This is a genomic window from Maricaulis maris MCS10, assembly GCF_000014745.1.
Classification (GTDB): domain Bacteria; phylum Pseudomonadota; class Alphaproteobacteria; order Caulobacterales; family Maricaulaceae; genus Maricaulis; species Maricaulis maris_A.
This window is the reverse complement of the sequence record NC_008347.1, coordinates 1,439,896-1,463,492: the sequence shown is the minus strand read 5'-3', so window position 1 is coordinate 1,463,492 and position 23,597 is coordinate 1,439,896. Positions and strand designations below refer to the sequence as shown.

Sequence of the window (23,597 nt, the reverse complement as noted above, 5' to 3'; positions counted from 1 at the left end):
CCATGACACATGACGAAAACCGGTCCGCGTTTGATTGGGAAGCCCGCTTCATCGACGGCAATACGCCTTGGGAGCGCGGCGCATTGCACCCGGCGTTCGAAGCTTGGCAACATCAATCCGCATTCGCTGCCGGCGACCGCGCTCTCATTCCAGGCTGTGGCCGTTCTCCGGAACTCCTCGCCCTGGCACAGGCTGGCTTGGCGGTGACCGGCGCCGACCTTTCCGGGACGGCGATGGCATGGCAGAGAAAACTGTTCGCCGATGCCGGGCAACAGGTTGAGCTGATCACTGGCGACGTCTTCGATTGGCAACCGCAGCAAGCACTCGACCTGGTCTACGAACAGACCTTCCTGTGCGCGATCCACCCCCGCCTGCGAACGCGCTATGAGGAAGCCCTGGCCCGATGGTTGAAACCCGGCGGGCGGCTCTATGCGCTCTTCATGCAAAAGCCCGAGCGTGGCGGACCGCCCTTTGACTGCGCGCTCGACGCCATGCGCGCCCTCTTTCCCGCCGAACGCTGGACCTGGCCGGCTGAAGCGGACATCCAGCCCTGGCCTCATCCTCAGCTCAATGGCAAGGCCGAACTCGGCGCGGTCCTCATCCGCCGCTAGGGCGTATCCTGGGCCGCAACCGGATCGGCCTGCGGGTCAGCGCGACGTTTGCGCTGACGCCCATGCTTGGCGGTCATCGGCGCGCGGAGCAGCACGAAAAGCGCCGTCGCGGCTCCGGCAAGAACATTGGCGAAGGCGACACCCCAGATCACGCCGACCGGTGCGTCGAGATAGTAGGCACCAATAATGACCGCCGGGATCATCAGACCCAGCGCTCGACTGGCCGTGATCACCATGCCATGGGCCGGCCGGCCCAAACCGTTGAAGCCGGCAGAAGCGGCTATCGTGATGCCATAGCCGGCTATGGTCACCGGCACGATGCGCCAGTAGGCGATCGCCGCCGACTGACCGGCTTCACTGGGCAGGAACAGGTCAGCCAACCAGGGCGCCGTGATCCAAAGGATGGCGGCGATCGAGACGCTCCAGCCGATGCAGAAGAGGAAACTGGACCGGAAGGCCTCGCGGACCCGGTCCAGTCGATCTGCGCCGCCATTCTGGCCCGTAACCGCGCCGATACAGGCCGACAGCGCAAACAGGGGCACAATCGCAAATGCCTCGATCCGGCCCGCCACGCCAAGCCCGCCGACCGCCGCATCACCGAAACGCGCCATGGCCAGCCCGGACATGGCAACCGTCATCGCCAGGGGATTGAAAATATTCGACAGACAGGCCGGCAGACCGACCCGGGCCACATCCACCCAGTGATGCCAGACTTCACCGAGGTCTTCGGGTTTGAAGTCGATCAGCTTTTCCTTGAATACCAGATACCAGGCCACCATCAGGAAAGTCATGGCATTCGCCGCCACAGTCGCCAGCGCCGCGCCGGACACCCCCCAGCCAAGTCCGGGGAAGAGGCCAAAGACGTCATCCAGGATGAAAATCGGATCCAGCACCAGATTGACGACAGCAGCAGCGATCATCATCAGGCTTGGGACGATTGCATGACCCAGGGCCCGCAGGATATTGCCGGCAACCATCGGGCCGACGATCAGGACGATCCCGGCGAACCAGACCGTCATGTAGTCGACGACATGGGGCATCATGGTTTCGCTGGCACCGAGCCCGGCGAAAATCGGCTCGACAAAGATAACGCCGAGTAGCGAAACAGAGCCTACGGAGATCAGCGCCAGGGACATTGCGTCGGTGGAAATGCGGGCAAGGGTCGAACTGCCATCCTTGCGACCAGCCGCCCGTGACACGGCCGAAACCGCGCCGGCCCCCAGCCCGATCGACACGCTCATTACCAGCATGGTGACCGGAAAGCTCATCTGGACTGCGGCCTGCTCGGCCGTACCCAGCGTGCCGACCCAATAGGTATCGACAATGCCGACCAGCATCATGGCGAGGATGCCGAAACTCATCGGCATGATCATGCGCAGGATATGTCCGAATACCGGACCTTCCGTCATGTCATGGGCTGCACGTCCGGCCATATTGTCCCCTCTTCACTCACGCCGGAGCATAGATAGGAAGTGTCGGGCCTGTCTGCACTGCCTCGCTGTCAAATCGCTGTGAAGGGCCGGGCTTCGATTATCGCGTCCGCGTGACCGTCCAGACGATTTCGGCCTGAACACCGTCCATCGGCGGCATCGCACAGCTCGGCTCAGCGAGTTCCGCGCCGATCTGCGGCACCGAGAAGCCGGAACAGCGTGTGTCTCCGCTGGCACTGCCCCGCAAGCGAAGAAAGTCATTACGCCCGGCAAAGCTGGCAAGGTGGGGAATTCTTCTCAGACTTAGCGAGCTCCTGGCTGTCCCTCCGGATTCGCTTCGTGCAACAGCCTATCCCGCCAAACACTAAATTCGCACTCACAGTGAGATGGATGTCGCGTCTTCAGCCCGGGACCTTGTTCAGGTCGAAGGCCGCGATACCCGCCAAATTGACGATGTCGGTCACATTGGCTCCCAGTCGCGCGATCTGGACCGGCTTTTCCAGACCCACCAGCATCGGGCCGATCACCGTCGCTCCGCCGGCTGCCTTGAGTAGCCGGACCGCGATCGAGGCCGAATGAATGGCCGGCATGATCAGCACATTGGCCGGCTGGGTGAGACGTGAAAACGGGTAGAGTTTGTGGTGATCCGGGTCCAGAGCGACGTCGGCCGCAAGCTCGCCTTCATACTCGAAATCCGCACCCTGGGCGTCGAGGATCTCGACGGCTTGCTGGATCTTGGCGGTGCGCTCACCCGGTGGATTGCCGAAACTGGAATAGGACAGGAATGCGAGATGCGGGGTTATCCCGAAACGGCGTGCCGCATTCGCGGTGACCTCCGCAATTTCCGCGAGAGCCTGCGCATCCGGAAACTCCGTCACCGACGTATCCCCGATCACCAGGCTGCGACCACGGGTGATGGCGATCGTCACGCCAACCGGTCGGCTCCCCTCGATCGGGTCCAGAACCAGCTCGACATCCTTCATCACGACATTGGAATGGCGGGTCACACCGGTGACCATCCCGTCGGCATGACCCATTTTCAACATGCAGGCCGAAAACACGTTTCGGTCGTTATTGACCCGGCGCTGCACGTCCCGACGCAAATAGCCTTTGCGCTGCAAGCGCTCATAGAGATAGTCGGCGTATTCCGAATTGTGCTCCGACAGACGTGCATTGCACACTTCCAGCGAACCGGCCGGAATGCCCAATTCCTTCATGTTCGCGGCAACCACGTCTTCGCGTGCCACAAGGATGGCCTTGCCCAACCCCTGGACCTGGAAGGCATGGGCTGCCCGAATGACCGCCTGTTCCTCGCCCTCCGCGAAGACAATTGTCTTCTGGGCAGCGCGGATCGATGCCGTGATGCGCTGCTGGACAGCCGCGGTCGGGTCGAGCCGACGGGCCAGGACCTGCTTGTAGGCTTCGCTGTCCTCGAGGGGGCGCCGGGCGACACCGCTCTCGATTGCTGCCTGGGCGACAAAGGGCGGCACCCAGGAAATCAGGCGCGGATCGAAGGGCGTCGGAATGATGTAGTCCGGCCCGTACTGCAGCCGGTCGACCTTGTAGGCTTGCGCCACCTCGTCGGGAACATCTTCGCGGGCCAGCGCCGCCAGTGCCTGCGCCGCTGCAATTTTCATCTCTTCATTGATCGTACGCGCCCGCACATCCAGGGCGCCCCGAAAAATATAGGGGAAACCGAGGACGTTGTTGACCTGATTGGGATAGTCGGATCGACCGGTCGCCATGATCACATCATTGCGGACTTCCTTGACCTCTTCCGGCGTGATCTCCGGTGTCGGGTTGGCCATCGCGAAAATGATCGGGTTAGGCGCCAGAGACGCGACAATGTCCTTGGTGAAGACACCCGCAGCGGACAGGCCGAGCAGGACGTCAGCACCCTCGGCAGCGTCCGCCAGCGTCCGCTTGTCGGTCTTGATGGCATGCCTGTTCAGACGCTCATGGCCACCTGGCCGGCCCTCATAAACAACACCATCAATGTCGACCACGATCGTGTTTGCCGACTTCACGCCCATCGACTCGATCAGTTCGAGCACGGTCAGACCGGCAGCGCCGGCACCACAAAGCACGACCTTGAGATCTTCCATGCGCCGGCCGGTCAGGTCGCAGGCATTGATCAGCCCGGCCGCCGCAATGATGGCGGTGCCGTGCTGGTCGTCATGAAAGACCGGGATGTCGAGTTCCTCGCGCAGGCGCGTCTCGATTTCGAAGCATTCCGGCGATTTGATATCTTCCAGATTGATGCCGCCGAATGTGTCGCCGAATCCGCGCACGCAGGCGATGAATTTTTCCGGATCGGTGTAGTCGACCTCGATGTCGACAGCGTCGATATCCGCAAAGCGTTTGAACAGGACAGCCTTGCCTTCCATGACCGGTTTCGATGCCGCGGGACCGAGATTCCCCAACCCGAGAATGGCCGTCCCGTTAGACACGACGGCGACCATATTGCCCTTGGAGGTATAGTCGTAGACCGTGTCCGGATCGGCTGCGATGGCCCGAACCGGCGCGGCCACGCCCGGGCTGTAGGCCAGCGCCAGATCACGTTGGGTCGCCATTGGCTTGGTCGAGGCCACAGACAGCTTGCCAGGCGTCGGCTTCATATGAAAGGCGAGTGCATCCGCATCGAGTTGTGTGTCTGCGCGATAGGTCGATTCAGCCATGATTCATCCCGGGAAGTGTGCGGTTCCGACCATGTACCGCTCCGCGTCAGGTGCCAAGTCCCGCTAACGCCTAGCTTCCATGCGACAGGAGATGGCTCAGCGCTGCCGTTTGGCGCCTTCGTCGTTGCAGGGCTTGCAGCGCGCCTGGCAAGGCGTCGGGAAGGTCCTCGGCGGTCATTCCTGCCCCCTGGCGCAAGGCGGCATCTCCGTGCAGCCAGGTCGCGCCGGCCGCCGCGTCATGCGGCGACATGCCCGCCGCCAGTCCTGCCGCAATGATGCCGGCCAGGACATCCCCGCTCCCCGCCGTGGCCAGCCAGCGGCAGGCATGTCGGTTTATCCATGGTGTCAGCCCCGGCGTTGCGATGATGGTCGCCGGACCTTTGAGCAACACCGTGCAGCCACACCGGTCCGCCGCAGACTGGGCTTGCTCGAGCTTGTTCCAGTTCGGTCTGCCCTCCCCGAACAACCTGGAAAACTCGCCATGATGCGGTGTCAGGACGCACCGATCATGCAATTGGTCGACAAGACTATCCGCATCGTCGGCAAAACTGGTCAAAGCATCCGCATCGAGGACCAGAGGGACATTGGCCTCCAGGGCACCCAGCACGGCTTTGCGCGTGGCCGGACCAACACCCAGGGCCGGCCCCAGGACGGCAGCCTCGGCACGCAAGCCGGTCAGTACTTCACCAATCTGATCGTCACTACCCCACCTGGCCAGCATGATGGCGGTCAGATGCGCCGCATTGACCAGGCTGGCCGAGGGCGGCGTACAAAGTGTCACCACGCCGGCGCCGGCGCGTAGCGCGCCGGCCGCTGCCAGACGCCCGGCGCCTGAGGACTGGCTGCCCCCACTGAACACCGCCACGCGGCCGCGAGCATGTTTGTGCAAGCTGAGATATCCGGAGGGCTCGACCGGTTTCCAGTCGGGATTGTCGACCTCTCGCGCCACTGGCGTTACCCGGGCTTCCCAACCGTCCGGGATACCAATATCGACACAGACAGTTTCACCACACATTTCCGCAAAAGGCTCAACCAGGTGCGCCAGCTTTCTGCAATGAAAGGTGATTGTCAGATCGGCCGTCAGGTGGGGCGCTGCCAAGGGGCGCGCATCCCCGTTTATCCCGCTGGGCAAGTCGACTGAGACCACCGGCAGGCCACTATCACGAATTCGGACCAGCCAATCTGCCGCGCTTCCCTCGACAGGTCTCGACAAACCTGCGCCGAACAGGGCGTCGATCACGAGCGCTGCATCCCCCAAAAATCCCGAGGCTGGGGACTCAACCAGGCCGCCCCATCCCTCCAACGCTCTGGCTGCGTCTGTCGAAAGACCTTCCCGCGCTGCCAGCAACATCACGCGTACAGGCCAGCCCGCTTCGCGCAGGACCCGCGCGGCGACCAGCCCATCGCCACCATTATTGCCCGGCCCGGCCAGCACCAAGACAGGGACAGGCGCCCAGCGGGCCCGAATCGCATTCGCAACCGCGCGCCCCGCTCGATCCATAAGGGTTTGAACCTCAACGCCATTCTCAATAGCGAAGTGATCACAAACTGCGCTGTCAGCGGTTGCAAGGATAGCGGTGGTCATATGCGCCCCATTGTGTAGCAATCCTGCCCGATTGTGGGGCATATCTTGACCGGCCTGTCGAGGAGTCCGGTTTCTGTCTTGTCACCGGCCACACCGCGCCTAGCGTCCCGTCGAGATCATGGAGTCCGTGATGAAGAAAATCGAAGCGATCATAAAACCCTTCAAGCTTGATGACGTGAAGGAGGCCCTGCAGGAGATCGGTGTGCAAGGCCTGACTGTTATCGAAGCCAAGGGTTTCGGTCGACAAAAAGGGCATACCGAACTCTATCGCGGCGCTGAATACGTCGTCGATTTCTTGCCCAAGATCAAAATCGAGCTGGTCCTGCCTGCTGACCGTGTCGAAGCGGCCGTGGAAGCCATCCAGACCGCAGCCCAGACCGGGCGTATCGGGGACGGCAAGATTTTCGTCAGCCCGATCGAAAGCGTTATCCGCATCCGGACCGGCGAGACCGGTCGCGATGCCCTTTAGTCCAATCTGATCAAATATCTGGAGCCTGGCCCATGTCAGACGCAATTCTCAAAAAGCTCAAAGACGAAGACATCAAGTATGTCGACCTGCGCTTTACCGACCCGCGCGGCAAGCTGCAGCACGTCACGTTCGACCGCTCGGAAGTCAACGAAGACTTCTTCGAGGACGGCGTCATGTTCGACGGCTCCTCAATCGCCGGCTGGAAAGCGATCAACGAGTCCGACATGGTCCTCAAGCCGGATGCCAGCTATTGCGAGGTTGACCCGTTCTACCAGCAGCCGACCGCGGTTCTTCTGGCCGACATCCTCGAGCCGGGTACCGGCGAAGCCTATAACCGTGACCCGCGCACCACGGCGAAGAAGGCCGAGGCCTTCCTGAAGTCCACCGGCATCGGTGACACTGCCTATTTCGGGCCGGAAGCGGAGTTCTTCGTTTTCGATGACGTCCGCTACTCCACCAGCCAGCAGGACACCGGCTACAAGCTGGACAGTGAGGAAATGCCTCACAATACCGGGTCCAAGTTCGAAGGCGGCAATATGGGCCATCGCCCGGGACCGAAGGGCGGCTACTTCCCGGTCAATCCGGTCGATAGCGGCCAGGACATGCGTACCGAGATGCTGACCGTGATGGAAGAGCTCGGCCTCAATCCGGAGAAACACCACCACGAGGTGGCGCCAGCGCAGCACGAACTCGGCATGAAATTCTCGTCGATGACGACGATGGCCGACCGCCTGCAGCTGTACAAATACACCGTCCACATGGTGGCCCATGCCTATGGCAAGACCGCGACCTTCATGCCCAAGCCGGTCTGGAACGACAATGGCACCGGCATGCATGTGCACCAATCGATCTGGAAAGACGGCAAGCCGATGTTCGCCGGCGACCGTTATGCCGACCTGTCGGAAACCTGCCTTCATTACATTGGCGGCGTCATCAAGCATGCCCGCGCGATCAACGCTTTCGCCAACGCTTCGACCAATTCCTACAAGCGTCTCGTTCCCGGCTTTGAAGCGCCGGTCCTGCTTGCCTATTCGGCCCGCAACCGGTCGGCTTCGATCCGCATCCCATGGGTCGGTTCGCCGAACGCCAAGCGTCTCGAGACCCGCTTCCCGGATCCCGCCGGCAATCCATATCTGACCTTCGCAGCCCTCCTGATGGCCGGCCTCGACGGCATCGAGAACCGGATCGATCCGGGTGATCCCATGGACAAGGACCTCTATGATCTTCCGCCGGAAGAGCTCAAGGATATTCCGACCGTATGCCGGTCGCTCCGTGAGGCTCTGGAATCACTCGACGCTGACCGCGGCTTCCTCAAGAAGGGCGGTGTCATGGATGACGACCAGATCGACGCCTATATCGACCTCAAGATGGAAGAAGTGCTGCGCTACGAAATGCATCCGCACCCGGTCGAGTTCGACATGTATTACTCCTGCTAATTCAAACAGTTTCGACCGAGTTGTGGTCAAAAGCAGCGGCCGGGCATTTGCCCGGCCGTTTTCTTTTGACCGGAGAACACCTGACAAGGTCGACGAGCGCCCGGGCATTCGCTACAAATCGTGCACCAATCGACCCAACCCCGTTGGGAAGTCCTGTCAGGAGTTCGTATGCGTCGCCGTTTCTTGTTCGCCAGCGCCCTTGTTTCGCTGACCGTTACAGCTCCTGCCGCTTTTGCAGATCGCGAAATCACGGACGAGATCACCACCCCGATCGCAACGTCTACGGCAGGCGATGGCGGCGTTCCCGACAACATCGTCATCTCGGCAGGCGGCCGCGTTACCCTGGTTCCGGGCGCCACGGCGGTCACCATCGACAGTGATAACGACGTGACCAACAGCGGCAGCATCATCCTCGAAGGCGATGATGATGGCGGTGTCGGCATTCACGCGATCGGCGGCAATTCCGGTACGATCACCCATTCCGGCCTGATCCAGGTCCTGGCCGAGACCCGCGCCGGCGATACGGACGACCCTGCGGACGGCATGGTCGACGGGCCGCTTGCCGTCGGGTCGAACCGTGTCGCAATCCTTGTCGATGGCAACGCCGTGTTCACCGGCGACATCATCGCCACCGCCGGCAGCACGATGACGGTGATCGGCAATGATTCGGCGGGTCTGCGCGTGCTGACGGGTCTGGACGGAAATATCGACCTGGCCGGCAATGTTCGCGCCATCGGTGACAACAGCTTCGGGGTCGAAATCCGAGGCCATGTCACCGGCGATGTCGAAATCGACGGCCGGGTGGAGATCCAAGGTGAAGACAGCGGCAGCATTCTCATCGCCAGCGATGTGGATGGCGGTGTGAGTATCGGCGCGACCGTGACCGCAACAGCCTATCGCTTTGTCGGACGTCCGGGCGAGGAAGCGCGCGCCAGTCTTGAAGCCGAAGACACAGGCCAGAGCGGGTCCCCTGTCCTCATAAATGGCAATATCGGCGGCGGCGTCTTCTTCAGTGGCTATTCCGCGGATCGCCCGAGCACCCCGTCAACGAGCATTACAGTACGCGGTTCGGCTCCGGCCGCCCATATCCTTGCCAATGCGAGCTCCGGGGACATTGTTCTCGGTGAAGTCGTGCTGGAAGCGATTGCCGATGACCCGGATACAGCCGATGTCGACGAAAGCGTCGCTGCCGAGTTGATCGGCTACGCTCTCGTCAACCGTGGAGCCATCAATGCCCAGGGCAATCTGGACGGCATCGACACGATCGGGCTGCAAGTCAGCGGCGCGGACGGACACACGGTCAGCCTGACCGGCGGCTTTCTGAATGACGGCAATATCGGTGGTTCCGCCTGGTCCGCCACATCCACCGGTGTGGTCATGGGTATGGGCGCGATTGTACCAACCTTTGCCAATACCGGGGACATTCTGGTCCGGACCAATGGTGAAGGGGCTCTCGCCCGCGGTGTTTACATCGATACCGGCGCCAGCGTGCCAATGCTGGTCAACTCCGGCATCATCGACGCCACGTCCCTGAACGGGGGCGGCGCCGTCGCACTGACCGACCTGTCAAACTCGCTGACGATGATTGAGAACACCGGTGAGATTGCGGCCTACCATCTGAACTCTGTGGTCGGCACCGATCCGCAGGTTGATGACCTTGTCGCGATCGACCTGTCAGCGAACACGATTGGCACGACCATCCGTCAGTATCGCGCCGCCGATGCTGCAGACGATCATGTCGAGGAGATCATCGGTGAAGTCCGCCTCGGATCGGGTGATGATGTCCTCCAGATTGAGTCGGGCGTCGTGACCGGCGACATCGCTTTCGGCGACGGTGCTGATCAACTCATGATCACTGGCGGTATCGTGACCGGCGGGCTGACTGACTCCGACGGCAATCTTGTGGTTGAAGTTGATGGGGCCCAGCTGTCCCTCGGTGCCAATACAAGCGCCAACATCACAACCGCCCGCTTCGGTGATGGCTCGGTGATCCGATTCCAGATCGATGATGAGAGCGGTACCGCCGCGAACATTACGGCTTCGGGTGACATCACCTTCCAGTCCGGTTCCCGCGTTGCTGCGACCTTGGCCAATCTGATCGGTGACGGTGCAACCTTTGTGGTGGTCTCCGCCAATAATCTGGTGATCGAAGAAAGCCTGGATATTCTCCAGGACACGGAAGCACCCTGGCTCTATGAGTCCAATCTGGAGTTCGATCCGAACAATGCCAACGCACTGATTCTCACGCTGCGTCGCCGCACTGCGGACGAGTTGGGGATGAATGCGAACCAGGGCGCGGCCTATACCGCAGCGCTCGAAGGGTGGCAGAACAATGATGAACTCGGTCAGGCCATCGCGTCCTTGCTGACCCAGGACGAGTTCTTCGCGGCTTATGATCAGCTTCTGCCGGAATACTCCGCAAGTGCCATTCAATTTGCTCTTGCGGCCAATGACAGTGCGGTCGGCGCCCTCGCCAACCGCCTCGAGGCCGTTCGTCGCAGTCCTGAAGAGTCCGGTGGTCTCTGGGTTCAGGAATTCGGCTATTTCGCGGATCGGGCAGGAAGCGCATTTGGTCCGGGCTATCGTGGACATGGTATCGGCGTCGCCGTCGGCTTCGACCGCCCGGTCGGGCCGTTCTACGCCGTTGGTCTGAATGTGGTTGGCGCGGCGAGTGAAGTCTCGGAAGTCAATGGTGTTGACGAGCCGATGAGTGCCATCACGGCCCAGATCGGCTCCTATGCTGGCGCCCGTTTCGGGACGTTTGATTTCGATGTTTACGGAGCTGTTGGCTATGACAGCTTCGAGCACAATCGCCGGGTCCTCATTGGCGCCTTTGACGCCTCACCTACCGCAGACTGGACGGGTTGGCACACCTCGGCCTCGGCCCGGATCGCACGCGACATAGCCGTTGGCGACAGCTGGTTTGTCCGCCCGGCATTCTCGGTCGACTATTTGCGCCTGTCCGAAAGCGGATATACCGAAACCGGCGGCGGTGTCGGTGTTGATCTGACGGTCGATGATCGTGAGACGTCGAGCTTCTCCGGGACCGGCCTTCTGACCCTTGGCGCCCGCTTCGAGAACACCAATAGTTGGTGGTCGCCGAGTGTGCGCGTCGGTTTCCGCAACGAGTTCGGCGGTGGCGAATCGGAAACGGACGCTAGCTTCGCTGACTTCGACGACACCTTTACCCTGCGCTCGCAGTCAATGCCTGGCACTGGCGGGATATTCGGCTTCGGAATCGCAGCCGGTTCGGGTTATTCGACCTTCTCATTCGATTATGATGCCGATGTGCGCGAGGACTTCATTCGCCACACTGCCCGCCTCGTTATGCGGATGGTCTTCTAGGCCGCACGCCTTCTTCGTGGAACAAACGCCCCGGCTGCCCGTCAGCCGGGGCGTTTTTTATGTGGATGACCGATGAGAATTCCGCCCGGGGCTGTACAGGCAGGCTGATCAAGCACCATTCCCTGCGTAGAATTCCCTACCAACCGCCGACTCGTGCAAAGTGGATACATGTCGAACCAGAACTCCGATTCCGACCTGTTCTCAGGCGCACCAGCGCCGACGCCATCAAAAGCGCCGGCCCCCGGCTATTCAGCTGCCCATATCGAGGTTCTCGAAGGCCTTGAGGCGGTCCGCCGCCGCCCCGGCATGTATATCGGCGGCACGGATGAGCGCGCCTATCACCACCTGTTCGCGGAAATCCTCGACAACTCGATGGACGAGGCCGTCGCCGGCTGGGCTGATCGGATCGAGGTCGCAGTCGACGAAGACAGCTATATCACGGTCACGGACAATGGCCGCGGCATCCCCGTTGACCCTCACCCCAAATATCCCGACAAGTCCGCTCTGGAAGTCGTGCTGACCATTCTCCATGCCGGTGGCAAGTTCTCCGACAGCGCCTACAAGACATCCGGCGGATTGCACGGTGTCGGCATCTCGGTCGTCAATGCCCTGTCCGAGGTTCTCGACGTCGAAGTCGCTCGCGAGAAAACGCTGTGGACCCAGTCCTATTCCCGCGGTTTGCCGCAAGGGCCTCTGGTCAAGGTCGGGCCGGCACCGAACCGGCGCGGGACGAAAATCAGGTTCCTGCCGGATACCCAGATTTTCGGAGACAAGATGTCGGTCAAACCGGCCCGCATCTACGCCATGGCCCGCTCGAAAGCCTTCCTGCGCCGGGGCGTCAAGATCCAGTGGCGTTGCGCGCCCAGCCTGGTTGAAGGCACGGATATTCCAGCCGACGACATTCTGTGCTTCCCGGGCGGTCTCGCCGACCGTATGGCCGAGCTGGCCGAAAAACGCGCCCTGGTGACGGCCGAGGGTTTCAGCGGCCGCGTCGAGCGCGAGGATGGCGCCGGTGGCGTGGAATGGGCGATCACCTGGTCGGGGAATGGCTATGGCGGGGACGCGGACGGGTTTTGCCAGTCCTACTGCAACACCGTTCCCACGCCGCAAGGCGGGACACATGAGCAAGGGCTGCGCGCCGCACTCTCAAAGGGCCTGCGAGCCTATGCCGAGCACACCCATGCCAAGAAGGCGAGCCAGATCACGGCGGAAGACGTGTTGGGCGGCGCAGGCGCCCTGGTCTCGGTCTTCATCGGCGACCCTGAATTCCAGGGCCAGACCAAGGAAAGACTGGCGACACCGGAAGCAACCAAGCTTGTTGAGACAGCGGTCCGTGACCAGTTCGACCACTGGCTGGCTGGGTCACCGAAAGAAGCGGCCAAACTGGTCGAGTTTGCCATCGAGCGTGCCGACGACCGTATGCGTCGCCGCAAGGAGAAGAACGTCAAGCGCCAGACCGCGTCTCGGCGTCTTCGCCTGCCTGGCAAGCTGGCCGATTGTTCGCGGGCCGACGCCGACGGGACCGAACTCTTCCTGGTCGAGGGCGACTCGGCCGGCGGTTCCGCCAAACAGGCCCGCTCACGCCAGACCCAGGCCATTCTGCCGCTGCGCGGCAAGATCCTGAACGTGGCTTCTGCGACGGCCGACAAGATTTCGGCCAATCAGGAGATCAGTGACCTCCTTCTGGCGCTGGGCTGTCTGACCGGCAGCAAGTTCAAGCTCGAAGACCTGCGCTATGAGCGCGTCGTGATCATGACTGACGCCGATGTCGACGGCGCCCACATCGCGGCCTTGCTCATCACCTTCTTCTATCGCTCGATGCCGGAATTGATCCATTCCGGACGACTTTTCCTCGCCCAACCACCCTTGTACCGGCTCACCCAAGGCAGCCGTACGCTATATGCGCGCGACGATGCCCACCGGGAACAGCTGATCCGGGACGAGTTCAAGGCCAACAGCAAAATCGAAGTCGGGCGGTTCAAGGGTCTCGGCGAGATGACCCCGTCCCAGCTCAAGCAGACCACGATGGACCCGGCCGTGCGCACCCTCGCCCGGGTCGTCATCGACGAAAATGACATGCCGACGCTCGAGGCACTGGTCGAAACACTGATGGGCAAGAAGCCGGAAGCGCGATTCAAGTTCATCCAGGACAACGCCACCTTCGTGACAGAAGACCTGGATCTTTAGTCCCCGGACCAGGCCGCCTCGTTTCGTTACCTGACTGTCCGGTGAGTAGACAAGCGCCGGCAGCGCGCTAGCCTCCCCCTATGAGATGACCGACAGAATCACGAGGGGATTCCGATGATGAAGCGACGCTCTTTTCGTTCAGGACTTGCCGGCTGCGCGCTGCTCGCCCTTGGCGCGGTCACCATTGCCGGCATGGCAGCGGCCGAACCAATCGAATTCTTCCAGGTCGACGGCGTGTCCTACGATGCCGCTGTGCCGACACCGGAAGAGGTGATTGGCTGGGGTCTCGGCGACCGCCCGGTCCGCCACGACCAGCTGGTGAGTTATCTCTCGCAAATCGCCGACGGTTCCGACCGGATCTCCGTCGAGACCATCGGCTATACGCACGAACACCGCCCGATCCTCTTTTTTGTCGTCACCTCGCCCGAAAACCACGCGCGGATCGACGACATCCGGGCCGCTCACCTGGCCTCACTGGAACCCGGTGCAGCCGCCAATGACGGACCCGCGGTTGTCTGGCTGAATTATGGCGTACACGGCGCCGAGTCGGCCGGCATGGATGCGTCCATCCCGACGCTCTATCACCTGGCCGCTGCGCAGGGCGACGAGATCGAGGCAACCCTCGACCAAAGCGTCATCCTGATCACCGCCATATTCAATCCCGACGGTCACTCCCGCCGGGTCAACCATGTCGAGACCTTCGGCGGGGATATCCGCACCACCGATCCGGCCCACGAACAACACAATTTATGGACTGCGGCCCGGACCAATCACTACTGGTTTGACCTTAACCGGCAGTGGTTGCTCCAGACACAGCCTGAATCGCAAGCTTGGCTGGAACAATGGCACGAGTGGAAGCCGCAAGTGTCTGCCGACTTCCATGAGATGGGGACGGAAAGCACCTTCTATTTCCACCCGGGAGAGCCTCTGCGACGCAACCCTCTCATCCCGGAACAGGCCCGCGAGCTTACCCTCGGTATCGCCCGCCACCACATCAGCTTCCTGGACAGCGAGGCCCGCCTCTACACATCCGAGGAAGGCTTCGACAATTTCTATGTCGGCAAGGGCTCGACCTATCCCCAGGTCAATGGCTCGCTGGGCATCCTTTTCGAGATCGGCGCTGCCCGCGGTGGCCTGATCGAATCCCGGCGCGGGCTGGTCAGTCATGCGGACAATGTCCGCACCCATTTCCGGACCTCGCTGACCACCATTGCCGGTGGCCTCGCGGCACGCGACGAGATCGCGGCCTACCAGCGCGAGTTCTTCGCCAACTCGATGACCGCAGCGCAGCGGGATCGTGATCGGGGTTTTGTATTTACGGCCGAGGGTGACCCGGCGCGGGTCAACATGTTCATCGACCTGCTCAACCGCCACGATATACGGGTCAATCAATTGGCCCGAGACGTCCGTAGCAATGGGCGCACCTATCGGTCAGATGACAGCTTTGTCGTCACCCTGGCGCAACCCCAATACACAATGATCCGATCGATGTTCGACCGGCTCACGACCTTCGAAGAGAACGTATTCTACGACGTGTCGGGATGGACCCTGCCCCTCGCCTACGACCTCGATTATACCGCGCTGGGTCGCGACTGGTCGGCAGACCTAGTGGGAGCCGCGGCCCAACCGGCAGAGCTGGCAGCGCCGGCCCCGCCCCGCTCAAACTATGGTTACGTCCTGCGATGGTCAGATTATTACGCGCCGCGCGGCCTCTATCGCCTGCTGGATGCTGACCTTCGGGTGCGTGTTGCGACCGAACCGACCGCCATCGCAACCCATATGGGCGCGACAAGCTTCGGGCCGGGAGCCGTGTTCGTGCCGCTGATCGGCCAGGATGTCGACAATGACGCTATCCACCAATTGGTCACATCCATCGCTCGCGAAGACGGCGTTGCGGTCCACGCGGTGACGTCCGGCTCCACCGCCGCAGGGTCTCCGGATCTGGGCGATGGCAACGGTTTCAGGGCCGTCCGACGCCCCGAAATCCTGGTCCTGTTTGACGACGGTCTGGCCAGCTATGACGCGGGCGAAGTCTGGCACCAGCTGGATCACCGCATGCACATCCCGGTCACCTTGCGTCGCAAGAACGAGCTGGGCGGCATGGACTGGTCGCGATACACGCACCTGGTCATCGTCGGCGGCGGCAATACCGGCCTGTCGGACCGCACCAGAGAGCGGGTGAATCAGTGGATCCGTGAGGATGGCGGCATCCTTGTGACCATGCGCCAGGCCTCACGAATGGCACAGACCGAATTTCTCGGAATGGAAGCTGTCGATAACGATGCGGATGACGATGGGGAAGCACCAACCGAGCGCCGGAATTATGCCGATATGGGCGTCGACGATGCTGAACATGTGATTGGCGGCGCGATCTTCCAGACCGATCTCGACCCGTCGAACCCGATCGGTTTTGGCTATTCCGACCGTGATCTGCCTGTCCATCGCAACACCAGCTTCACGCTGCAACGACCAGAGGACAATCCCTTCGCCGTTGTCGCCGAATACACCGAGGCGCCGCTTCTGTCTGGCTATGCGTCGCAGCGCCGGCAGGATGAGATCGCTGGCACACCCGCAATCATCGCCCAGCGGCATGGTCGCGGAACGGTGGTCATGTTTGCCGATAATCCGACCTTCCGTGCGACCTTCCGCGGTACGGAACGGGCGTTCATGAATGCGATATTCTTTGGCGGATTGATCGACCGGCCTTTCGGCGAATACGAAGAGGAATAAACTCGTCCCGGCGCGAACACGCCTGTCCGCGCCGGGATTTCTCACCGGCCAGATTTTCACAAGGCGATCATTGGATCAGGGTTTGACGCCCCGGTCGTGAAGGCGTTCAATCATGCATCTCGTCCGGCCCCGTCACGCTGGACGCAAAGTGGGGAATAACAATGACTTTCAAGGCATGGATGCCAAGCTTGGCGGCAATAGCCGCTCTGGGTCTGGCAGCGTGCAGCTCGGGCACCGAAAGCGACGGTCCCGAAGCTGCCTCGTCAGATACCGATATCGTTCGACACAGTCTCGATCCCTATCCCTCGACCTACACGCCACGTCCCAGCGGCGTCACCCTCATCCAGGGCGGCACGGTGTTTGACGGCCTGGGCGGTGAGATCGAAGGCGGCGACGTGCTGATCGAGAATGGCCGGATCGTAGCCGTCGGCACCGGTCTGGAGGCGCCGGAAGGCGCCACCGTGGTTGACGCGACGGGGCGTTATGCGACGCCTGGCGTGGTCGACATCCACTCCCATCTTGGTGCTTACCCGTCGCCGAGCGTCAGCGCCCACAGCGATGGCAATGAAGCGACCCAGCCGGTGACATCGGAAGTCTGGGTCGAGCACAGTGTCTGGCCACAGGACCCCGGCTTCGAAGCGGCCCTCGCCGGCGGCGTCACCACGCTGCACGTGCTGCCTGGTTCCGCCAACTTGTTCGGTGGCCGTGGCGTGACATTGCGCAATGTGTCAGCCCGGACAGTCCAGGAAATGAAATTTCCCGACGCGCCCTACACGCTCAAAATGGCTTGCGGCGAAAACCCGTCGCGGGTCTACGGCAATCGCGGGCGCTCGCCGGCCACCGACATGGGCAATATGGCCGGTTATCGCACGGCCTGGATCGAGGCCTCTGAGTATCGCGACAGCTGGCAGGAGTACTGGGACGCTGCAGAAGCCGGCGAAGATGCCTCGGCGCCGACCCGCGACCTCGAGCTGGAAACCCTGATGGGCGTCCTCGACGGCGAGATCCTGATCCAGATGCATTGTTACCGGGCCGACCAGATGGCCCAGATCATCGATCTGTCGCAGGAGTTTGGCTATCAGGTGACGACTTTCCATCACGCTGTCGAAGCCTACAAGATCCCCGACCTGCTCGCCGAAAGCGGCACCTGTGCCGCCGTCTGGGCCGACTGGGGCGGGTTCAAGATGGAGGCCTATGACGCTATCCGTGAAAACCTGGCCATGACGCACGCCAACGGGGCCTGCGCCATGATCCATTCCGATAGCGACATGGGCATCCAGCGCCTCAATCAGGAAGTGGCCAAGGCCCTGGGCGATGGTCGCCGGGCCGGGCTGGACATTTCCGACGGTGAAGCCTGGCGCTGGGTCTCTTCCAATCCCGCTGAAGCGCTTGGAATCGCTGACCAGACAGGCAGCCTGCAGGCCGGATTGCGCGCCGATGTCGTGCTTTGGTCGGGCAATCCCTATTCAACATACACACGCGCGGATCTTGTCTGGATCGACGGAGCCTTGAGCTTTGATCGCCGCGACGAGAGCCAGCAACCGGTCCGAGACTTCATGCTCGGCCAGCCGGGTGAAGGAGATCAATGATGAAAACCATCCTTCCAACGCTCGCCCTGGTCCTCGCCAGTGCAACTCCCAGCCTCGCGCAATCCTACGCCGTGACCAATGGCCGCGTGGTGACCAATACTGAGCAGGGCGTCCTCGCCAGTGGCACCGTCCTCGTACGCGACGGAAATATCGTCGCCGTCGGAACCGATGTGAGCATTCCTGACGGCACCGAGATCATCGACGCTGATGGCGGCTGGATCACGCCGGGCCTGTTCGCCCCGGTCACCCAGATCGGCCTCATCGAGGTTGCCCTGGAAGGGTCGACGACCGATTCCGGCGCCGACGACTCGCCCTACTCGGTTGCCCTTGATGTCAGCGATGGCTTCAACCCGGCCGGTACGCACATTGCCGCCACCCGTATGCGCGGCGTGACCCGGGCCGCCATCTATCCGTCAACCGGCCACAATATCTTCGCCGGCCAGGGGGCTCTGGTGGAAACTGGCGGAGACGCCGACTCGCTGTTCGAGAGCGGCAGTTTTGTCTTCGCCGATCTGAGCCAGTCCGGCGCGTCTACCGCGGGTGGATCCAGGCCGGCAGCCTGGGCCTATCTGGAAGCGGCATTCAACGATGCCCGCGGCTATCCGGGTCGATTCTCGGCCGATCATGAAGGCGACGCGCTTAACCGCTTTGACGCACAGGCCTTGCTGCCGGTCGTCCGCGGACGAGTGCCGCTGGTCCTGAACATCGACCGCGCGGCCGACCTGCGTCGGGCGATCCGGTTCAAAGCGGAAAATGCGCCAGTCCAGATCATCATTACGGGCGGCGCCGAAGCCTGGCTGGTCGCGGACGAGCTGGCAGCGTCAGGCATTCCGGTCCTGCTGGACCCACTGCGCAACCTGCCGGCCTCTTTTGACGAGATCGCCGCCACGCTGGATGGAGCCCAGCGCCTTCATGCGGCGGGAGTCACGCTTGCCTACACAACGCAGACTTCTGACGGCTACTACAATGCCCGTCTGATTACCCAGCACGCCGGCAATGCCGTCGCCAACGGGGTTGCGTGGGATCAGGCATTCCGATCCATAACCTTGACACCGGCCGAGATTTACGGCGTCGGTGAACTTTATGGGGCCTTGGCCACAGGCTATGCCGGCGATGTCGTTGTCTGGGACGGTGATCCGCTGGAGGTGATGAGTTCTCCGGTAGCGGTGCTCATCGACGGTGAGTTGACGGCCATGGACTCGCGTCAGTCGCGCCTGCGTGACCGTTACATCAATATCACGGACGAGACGCCATTCGCCTATCGGCGTTAGCGGTTCAGCCTTGTTGCGTTGACTTGCAGCGGGGCCACCGTATTTTGCGCTCACCAAGCGGCCGCGCCACTACGGCGCGGCCGTCCTGATTTCAGGTCAAGCCAAAGGATGCCATGACGTTCGCAGAACTGGGTCTGAGCCCAAAACTACTCGAAGCCATCCAAGAGGCTGGCTATAGCGAACCGACCCCGATCCAGGCCGGCGCCATTCCTGCGGCGCTTGCCGGGCGCGACGTGCTTGGCATTGCCCAAACCGGTACCGGCAAGACGGCCTCCTTCACGCTGCCACTGATCGAGCGCCTGTCGCGTGGCCGGGCGAAGGCCCGCATGCCTCGCTCCCTGATCATTGCACCGACGCGCGAACTGGCGGCCCAGTGTGCCGAGAATTTCGAAACCTATTCCAAGGGCCAGAAACTCTCGATGGCCCTGCTGATCGGCGGCGTGGCCTTTGGACCGCAGGAAGAAATCCTCAATAAGGGCGCCGACGTCCTGATCGCGACCCCCGGTCGCCTGCTCGATCATTTCGGCCGTGGCAAACTCCTGATGACCGGCGTTCAGATGCTGGTGGTCGATGAGGCCGACCGCATGCTGGACATGGGCTTCATCCCGGATCTCGAGAAAATCTTCTCGCTGGTGCCGCCGGCTCCGCGACGCCAGACCCTGTTCTTCTCGGCCACGATGCCGAAGGAAATCCAGAGCCTGGTCGACCGTTTCCTGCGCGATCCCGAGCGTGTCGAAGTCTCCCGCCCGGCCCAGACCGGCGCCAATATCACACAGCTGATGATCCGCCTGACAGACAATTCGGCGAAGGCCAAACGCCTCGCCCTGCGTCAGGCGATGTCACGCGAAGGCGTGAAAAACGGTATCATCTTCTCCAATCGCAAACGCGATGTCGACGTTGTGGCCCGCTCGCTCCAGCGCCACGGTTTTTCAGCTGCGCCCATCCATGGCGATCTCGATCAATCGGCCCGCACAGCAACGCTCGCCGACTTCAAGGCCGGCACACTCCGCTTCCTGGTGGCCAGCGATGTGGCCGCACGCGGTCTCGACATTCCCGATGTCAGCCACGTCTTCAACTACGACATGCCCCACCATGCCGATGATTATGTGCACCGGATTGGCCGCACCGGGCGCGCCGGCAAATCCGGTGAATCGGTCACGATTTTTGCGCCGGGCGATGAAAAATCACTCGCCGCGGTGCTGAAGCTCATCAAGGAAGAGATTCCGGAGCTGGTTCTGGACGGCAATGGCGACGCGCCGGCGTCCAAAGCGTCGTCACCCGACGCCAAGTCAGAAGCGGCTGCGCCAAAAACAGCGTCGACACGGACACGCACAAGAAAGCCACGCGTTTCTCGCAAATCCGCTGAGGCCGAAGCCCCGCCGAAAACCCCTTCTCCGGCCGCTGAGCCAGAAACTGCGGACGCCGCAATCGTGGACACCGCCCCGGTCAAGCAGGCTCAGGACACTGAAACGGCTCGTGAAAACACATCTCCCAGCAAGCGGCAATCAAACCGCCGGTCCGGGTCGAAGCGCGACCGAGGTCAGGACAAAGAACGTTCGACCATCGGTTTTGGCGACCATGTCCCCAGTTTTATGAACGCAGATCGGTAAGCTCACCCCCGTCCCCTTGCGACAGGGTATTGGTCAGTGGGTGACTCCAACTCATACGCTATGACCAATTTTTACCTCTTCTTTCCGTTTGCCGGTTAGCTTCCTCGTTAACCGCAGGGCGAAGTTATTCGCCTCCGCAGGAAAGGACTTTCTGGTGAACGGTCGACTGCTTGGCAAAGAAGGACGTGAGTTCGCGCTCAAGGCGCTGGATCTCATGGATCAATTCGGCGTAGCGCCGACCCCGGAAAACTATTCCGTGTGGGTCTGCTTCGCCAGCGACACCAATCCAGAGCTTTGTGAAACACTCAAGAACCACATCGAATCGGGCGGCGATTTCTCGGAAACCGTCAACAACGAATTGTTCGAACAGTACTTCCAGTGGAAAGCCATCCAGGATGCTATTCTGGAAAGCGGCGGCGTCATGTGCCGCGAACTTGGCGCTGTTCAGGAAACACTTGAAGCGGCCGAGCGCGACACCGCTGCCTATGGGAAAGCTCTGGAAGGTGCGAGCCACGAGCTGACCGCAACTCCGGACGCACCGGGCATGAAAAAACTTGTCGAGAGCCTTGTCTCAGCGACCGCCCGCATGCAGCGTCGCAGCCAGGCCCTCGAGGACCGCTTGCAGGCGACCTCGAACGAAGTCACCCAGCTTCGGACCAATCTGGAAAAAGTCCGTGAAGAAGCGATGACGGATGCCCTCACCGGCATTGCCAATCGCAAGCGTTTTGACGAATCCCTGCGCCGCGCCCGCCGCGACGCGGATACCAAGAAACAGCCGCTCAGCCTGATTCTTTGCGATATCGATTTCTTCAAGCGCTTCAACGACACCTGGGGCCATCAGACCGGCGACCAGATTATTCGCTTTGTAGCCGGCTGCCTGACCCGACATGCTGGCGAAAATCACCTTGTCGCCCGATATGGTGGTGAGGAGTTTGGAATCGTGATGCCGAACACCGCACCGAATGTCGCCGAACAGGTTGCCGAAAAAATTCGCAAGACCGTTGAGTCGAAAAAACTTCTTCGCAAATCGACCAATGAAGACTTGGGCAATATCACCGTTTCTCTCGGGATCGCGACCTATCACGAAGGCGAATCGATCGAGGAACTGATTGAACGCTCGGACACCAATCTTTACCGATCCAAGACCGAAGGGCGCAACCGGACCACGGTCGACAACAGCCGCGCCCCGTCTCGCAGCGCGGCCTGACTCCATTGACTGCCATCATCAAATAAAAAAGCCGCCCCATCGGGCGGCTTTTTTCATATCAACCGGGAGCTGGCGGTCCGGTATTGGCAAAACTGGGCCTCGCCTCCCAGGCCTCGAGCATCGCCGTCAGGCGCGGCCGGCCAGATCGCCATTGGCTCTCCGGATAGCGGAAATCCATATAGGACAGAGCGACAGCCATCGTCAGAGGGCCCTGGGCGAGAACAGTACCGAGTGCGCCCATCCCCGCTTCCAATTCATCGACTGCACGCATGATCCCGCGTTCGCGGCGTCCGATCCAATAAGCGGACTGGATGCCCTCATCCCTTACCATTTCCACCCGTCGGGCCACGGTCAGATCAAGCAACCCATTGCCCAGAGCCTCAAGACGTTTGTCATTCCAGTCCCGTGGCCAAGCCACTTCCGCCTGTTCACACAAGTAATCAGCAATCAGCGCACTCTCAGTAAAGGCCTGACCGTCATCGAGCACGAGACAGGGCACACGGCCAAGCGGATTGGCCTGAAGCAGCGCCGGATCGTCATCAAACGGGTGTGATTCAATCTCCTCAACCCGGTCCGCAAGACCCAGCTCGTGCACCATGACGCGGCATTTGCGGGAATAGGGAGAGGTGGCAGATATAATGAGCTTCATGGCTGGTCAGACTTCCTTGACAGGCACAATCGTCACGCTCTCCCCGCACCCACACGCATCGGTCTGGTTGGGGTTGTTGAACACGAATTTCGCATGAAGAGGCGAAATCTCATAATCGATCTGGGTTCCAAGCAGGAACAGGAGGGCCTTGGACTCCAGGACGATCTCCACACCGTGGTCCTCGACACGCTCATCAAGCGGTCCGGGCGCATCCACATAGGCCATCTCGTATTCCATGCCGGCGCAGCCGCCATTCTTCACGCCGACGCGCAAGAAACCGGCGCCGCGCTGGGCCATCAATGCCTTGACCCGCTCAGCGGCGGCTTCGGTCAGGCTCACAGCCTTGGGTCGCTCACGAACAGCCACTTCGGTCTCCTAGAACATGTTGAGCGCAAGACGCGCTTCATCCGACATCCGGTCCGGCGTCCAGGGCGGTTCGAAGGTCAGGTCGACCAGAGCCTTCTCCACCCCGTCCACCTTCTCGACCGCTTCCTGGACCCATCCCGGCATTTCACCCGCAACCGGGCAACCCGGCGCGGTCAGGGACATCTGGACCTTGAGGGTCCGGTCGTCTTCCAGATCGACCTTGTAGATCAAACCCAGCTCATAGATATCAACCGGGATTTCCGGGTCATAGACAGACTTCAATGCCTCGACGACGGCGTCGGTGATCCGGGCCAGCTCGTCAGCCGGAATCGCGCCAGTTCCGTCCGCCGGCCTGGCAGGAGCGGTGGCCGGCGCATCGGCGGGCGTCGACAGATCGATCACGTCACGGGTGGATTGTTCGGTCATGGTCCTAC

Annotated in this window: 16 protein-coding genes; 10 read left to right on the top strand and 6 right to left on the bottom strand. The window is 61.6% G+C overall.

Going from position 1 to position 23,597, the window contains the following annotated elements; genetic code table 11:
* Positions 1-2 precede the first annotated feature (2 nt).
* Entirely contained in the window at positions 3-611 is a 609-nt protein-coding gene (locus MMAR10_RS06930; RefSeq protein ID WP_011643274.1) for a methyltransferase domain-containing protein, read from the top strand.
* On the opposite strand, the gene MMAR10_RS06925 is transcribed toward MMAR10_RS06930, so the two are convergent.
* The 3 genes from MMAR10_RS06925 to MMAR10_RS06915 form a co-directional block, all read right to left on the bottom strand.
* Positions 608-2,044, bottom strand: a complete 1,437-nt coding sequence (locus MMAR10_RS06925; protein ID WP_011643273.1) for an MATE family efflux transporter — start codon at positions 2,042-2,044, stop codon at positions 608-610. The genes MMAR10_RS06930 and MMAR10_RS06925 overlap by 4 nt on opposite strands.
* A 398-nt stretch (positions 2,045-2,442) precedes the next feature.
* Complete coding sequence (locus tag MMAR10_RS06920) at positions 2,443-4,719, bottom strand: NADP-dependent malic enzyme (protein WP_011643272.1); 2,277 nt, start codon at positions 4,717-4,719, stop codon at positions 2,443-2,445.
* A 70-nt stretch (positions 4,720-4,789) separates the two neighbouring features.
* Positions 4,790-6,304, bottom strand: coding sequence for an NAD(P)H-hydrate dehydratase (locus MMAR10_RS06915; protein ID WP_190273963.1), 1,515 nt, complete (start codon positions 6,302-6,304; stop codon positions 4,790-4,792).
* A 130-nt stretch (positions 6,305-6,434) separates the two neighbouring features.
* Between MMAR10_RS06915 and MMAR10_RS06910 the strand changes: the two genes are divergently transcribed.
* The 9 genes from MMAR10_RS06910 (at position 6,435) to MMAR10_RS06870 (ending at position 22,148) form a co-directional block, all read left to right on the top strand.
* Positions 6,435-6,773 carry a P-II family nitrogen regulator gene (locus MMAR10_RS06910; protein ID WP_011643270.1) on the top strand — a complete coding sequence of 113 codons (339 nt, stop codon included), beginning with the start codon at positions 6,435-6,437 and terminating at the stop codon, positions 6,771-6,773.
* A 32-nt stretch (positions 6,774-6,805) separates the two neighbouring features.
* Entirely contained in the window at positions 6,806-8,209 is a 1,404-nt protein-coding gene (gene glnA / locus MMAR10_RS06905; RefSeq protein WP_011643269.1) for a type I glutamate--ammonia ligase, read from the top strand.
* A gap of 168 nt (positions 8,210-8,377) precedes the next feature.
* The gene (locus MMAR10_RS06900; RefSeq protein WP_011643268.1) at positions 8,378-11,554 is read left to right on the top strand and encodes an autotransporter outer membrane beta-barrel domain-containing protein; all 3,177 of its coding nucleotides are present in this window, start codon (positions 8,378-8,380) and stop codon (positions 11,552-11,554) included.
* Between the two features lie 168 nt (positions 11,555-11,722).
* Positions 11,723-13,741 carry a DNA topoisomerase IV subunit B gene (gene parE, locus MMAR10_RS06895; protein WP_011643267.1) on the top strand — a complete coding sequence of 673 codons (2,019 nt, stop codon included), beginning with the start codon at positions 11,723-11,725 and terminating at the stop codon, positions 13,739-13,741.
* A 114-nt stretch (positions 13,742-13,855) separates the two neighbouring features.
* Positions 13,856-16,471: a M14 family zinc carboxypeptidase gene (locus MMAR10_RS06890; RefSeq protein ID WP_011643266.1), complete on the top strand. Its 2,616-nt coding sequence runs from the start codon at positions 13,856-13,858 to the stop codon at positions 16,469-16,471.
* Positions 16,472-16,632: 161 nt separating this feature from the next.
* Complete coding sequence (locus tag MMAR10_RS06885; RefSeq protein WP_011643265.1) at positions 16,633-18,060, top strand: amidohydrolase; 1,428 nt, start codon at positions 16,633-16,635, stop codon at positions 18,058-18,060.
* Entirely contained in the window at positions 18,060-19,331 is a 1,272-nt protein-coding gene (locus tag MMAR10_RS06880; protein WP_150099729.1) for an amidohydrolase family protein, read from the top strand. The genes MMAR10_RS06885 and MMAR10_RS06880 overlap by 1 nt, the downstream gene beginning before the upstream one ends.
* 113 nt (positions 19,332-19,444) lie before the next feature.
* Positions 19,445-20,941 (top strand): DEAD/DEAH box helicase, encoded by a 1,497-nt coding sequence (locus MMAR10_RS06875; protein ID WP_011643263.1) that lies wholly within the window; start codon positions 19,445-19,447, stop codon positions 20,939-20,941.
* Positions 20,942-21,095: 154 nt separating this feature from the next.
* Positions 21,096-22,148, top strand: a complete 1,053-nt coding sequence (locus MMAR10_RS06870; protein ID WP_011643262.1) for a GGDEF domain-containing protein — start codon at positions 21,096-21,098, stop codon at positions 22,146-22,148.
* A gap of 58 nt (positions 22,149-22,206) precedes the next feature.
* On the opposite strand, the gene MMAR10_RS06865 is transcribed toward MMAR10_RS06870, so the two are convergent.
* The 3 genes from MMAR10_RS06865 to MMAR10_RS06855 are packed head-to-tail and all read right to left on the bottom strand — an operon-like array spanning position 22,207 to position 23,589.
* Positions 22,207-22,797, bottom strand: a complete 591-nt coding sequence (locus tag MMAR10_RS06865; protein ID WP_011643261.1) for a glutathione S-transferase N-terminal domain-containing protein — start codon at positions 22,795-22,797, stop codon at positions 22,207-22,209.
* Between the two features lie 6 nt (positions 22,798-22,803).
* On the bottom strand, positions 22,804-23,163 hold the full coding sequence (locus MMAR10_RS06860; protein ID WP_011643260.1) for a HesB/IscA family protein: 360 nt from the start codon (positions 23,161-23,163) through the stop codon (positions 22,804-22,806).
* Between the two features lie 9 nt (positions 23,164-23,172).
* The gene (locus MMAR10_RS06855; RefSeq protein WP_011643259.1) at positions 23,173-23,589 is read right to left on the bottom strand and encodes an SUF system Fe-S cluster assembly protein; all 417 of its coding nucleotides are present in this window, start codon (positions 23,587-23,589) and stop codon (positions 23,173-23,175) included.
* Positions 23,590-23,597: the final 8 nt, after the last annotated feature.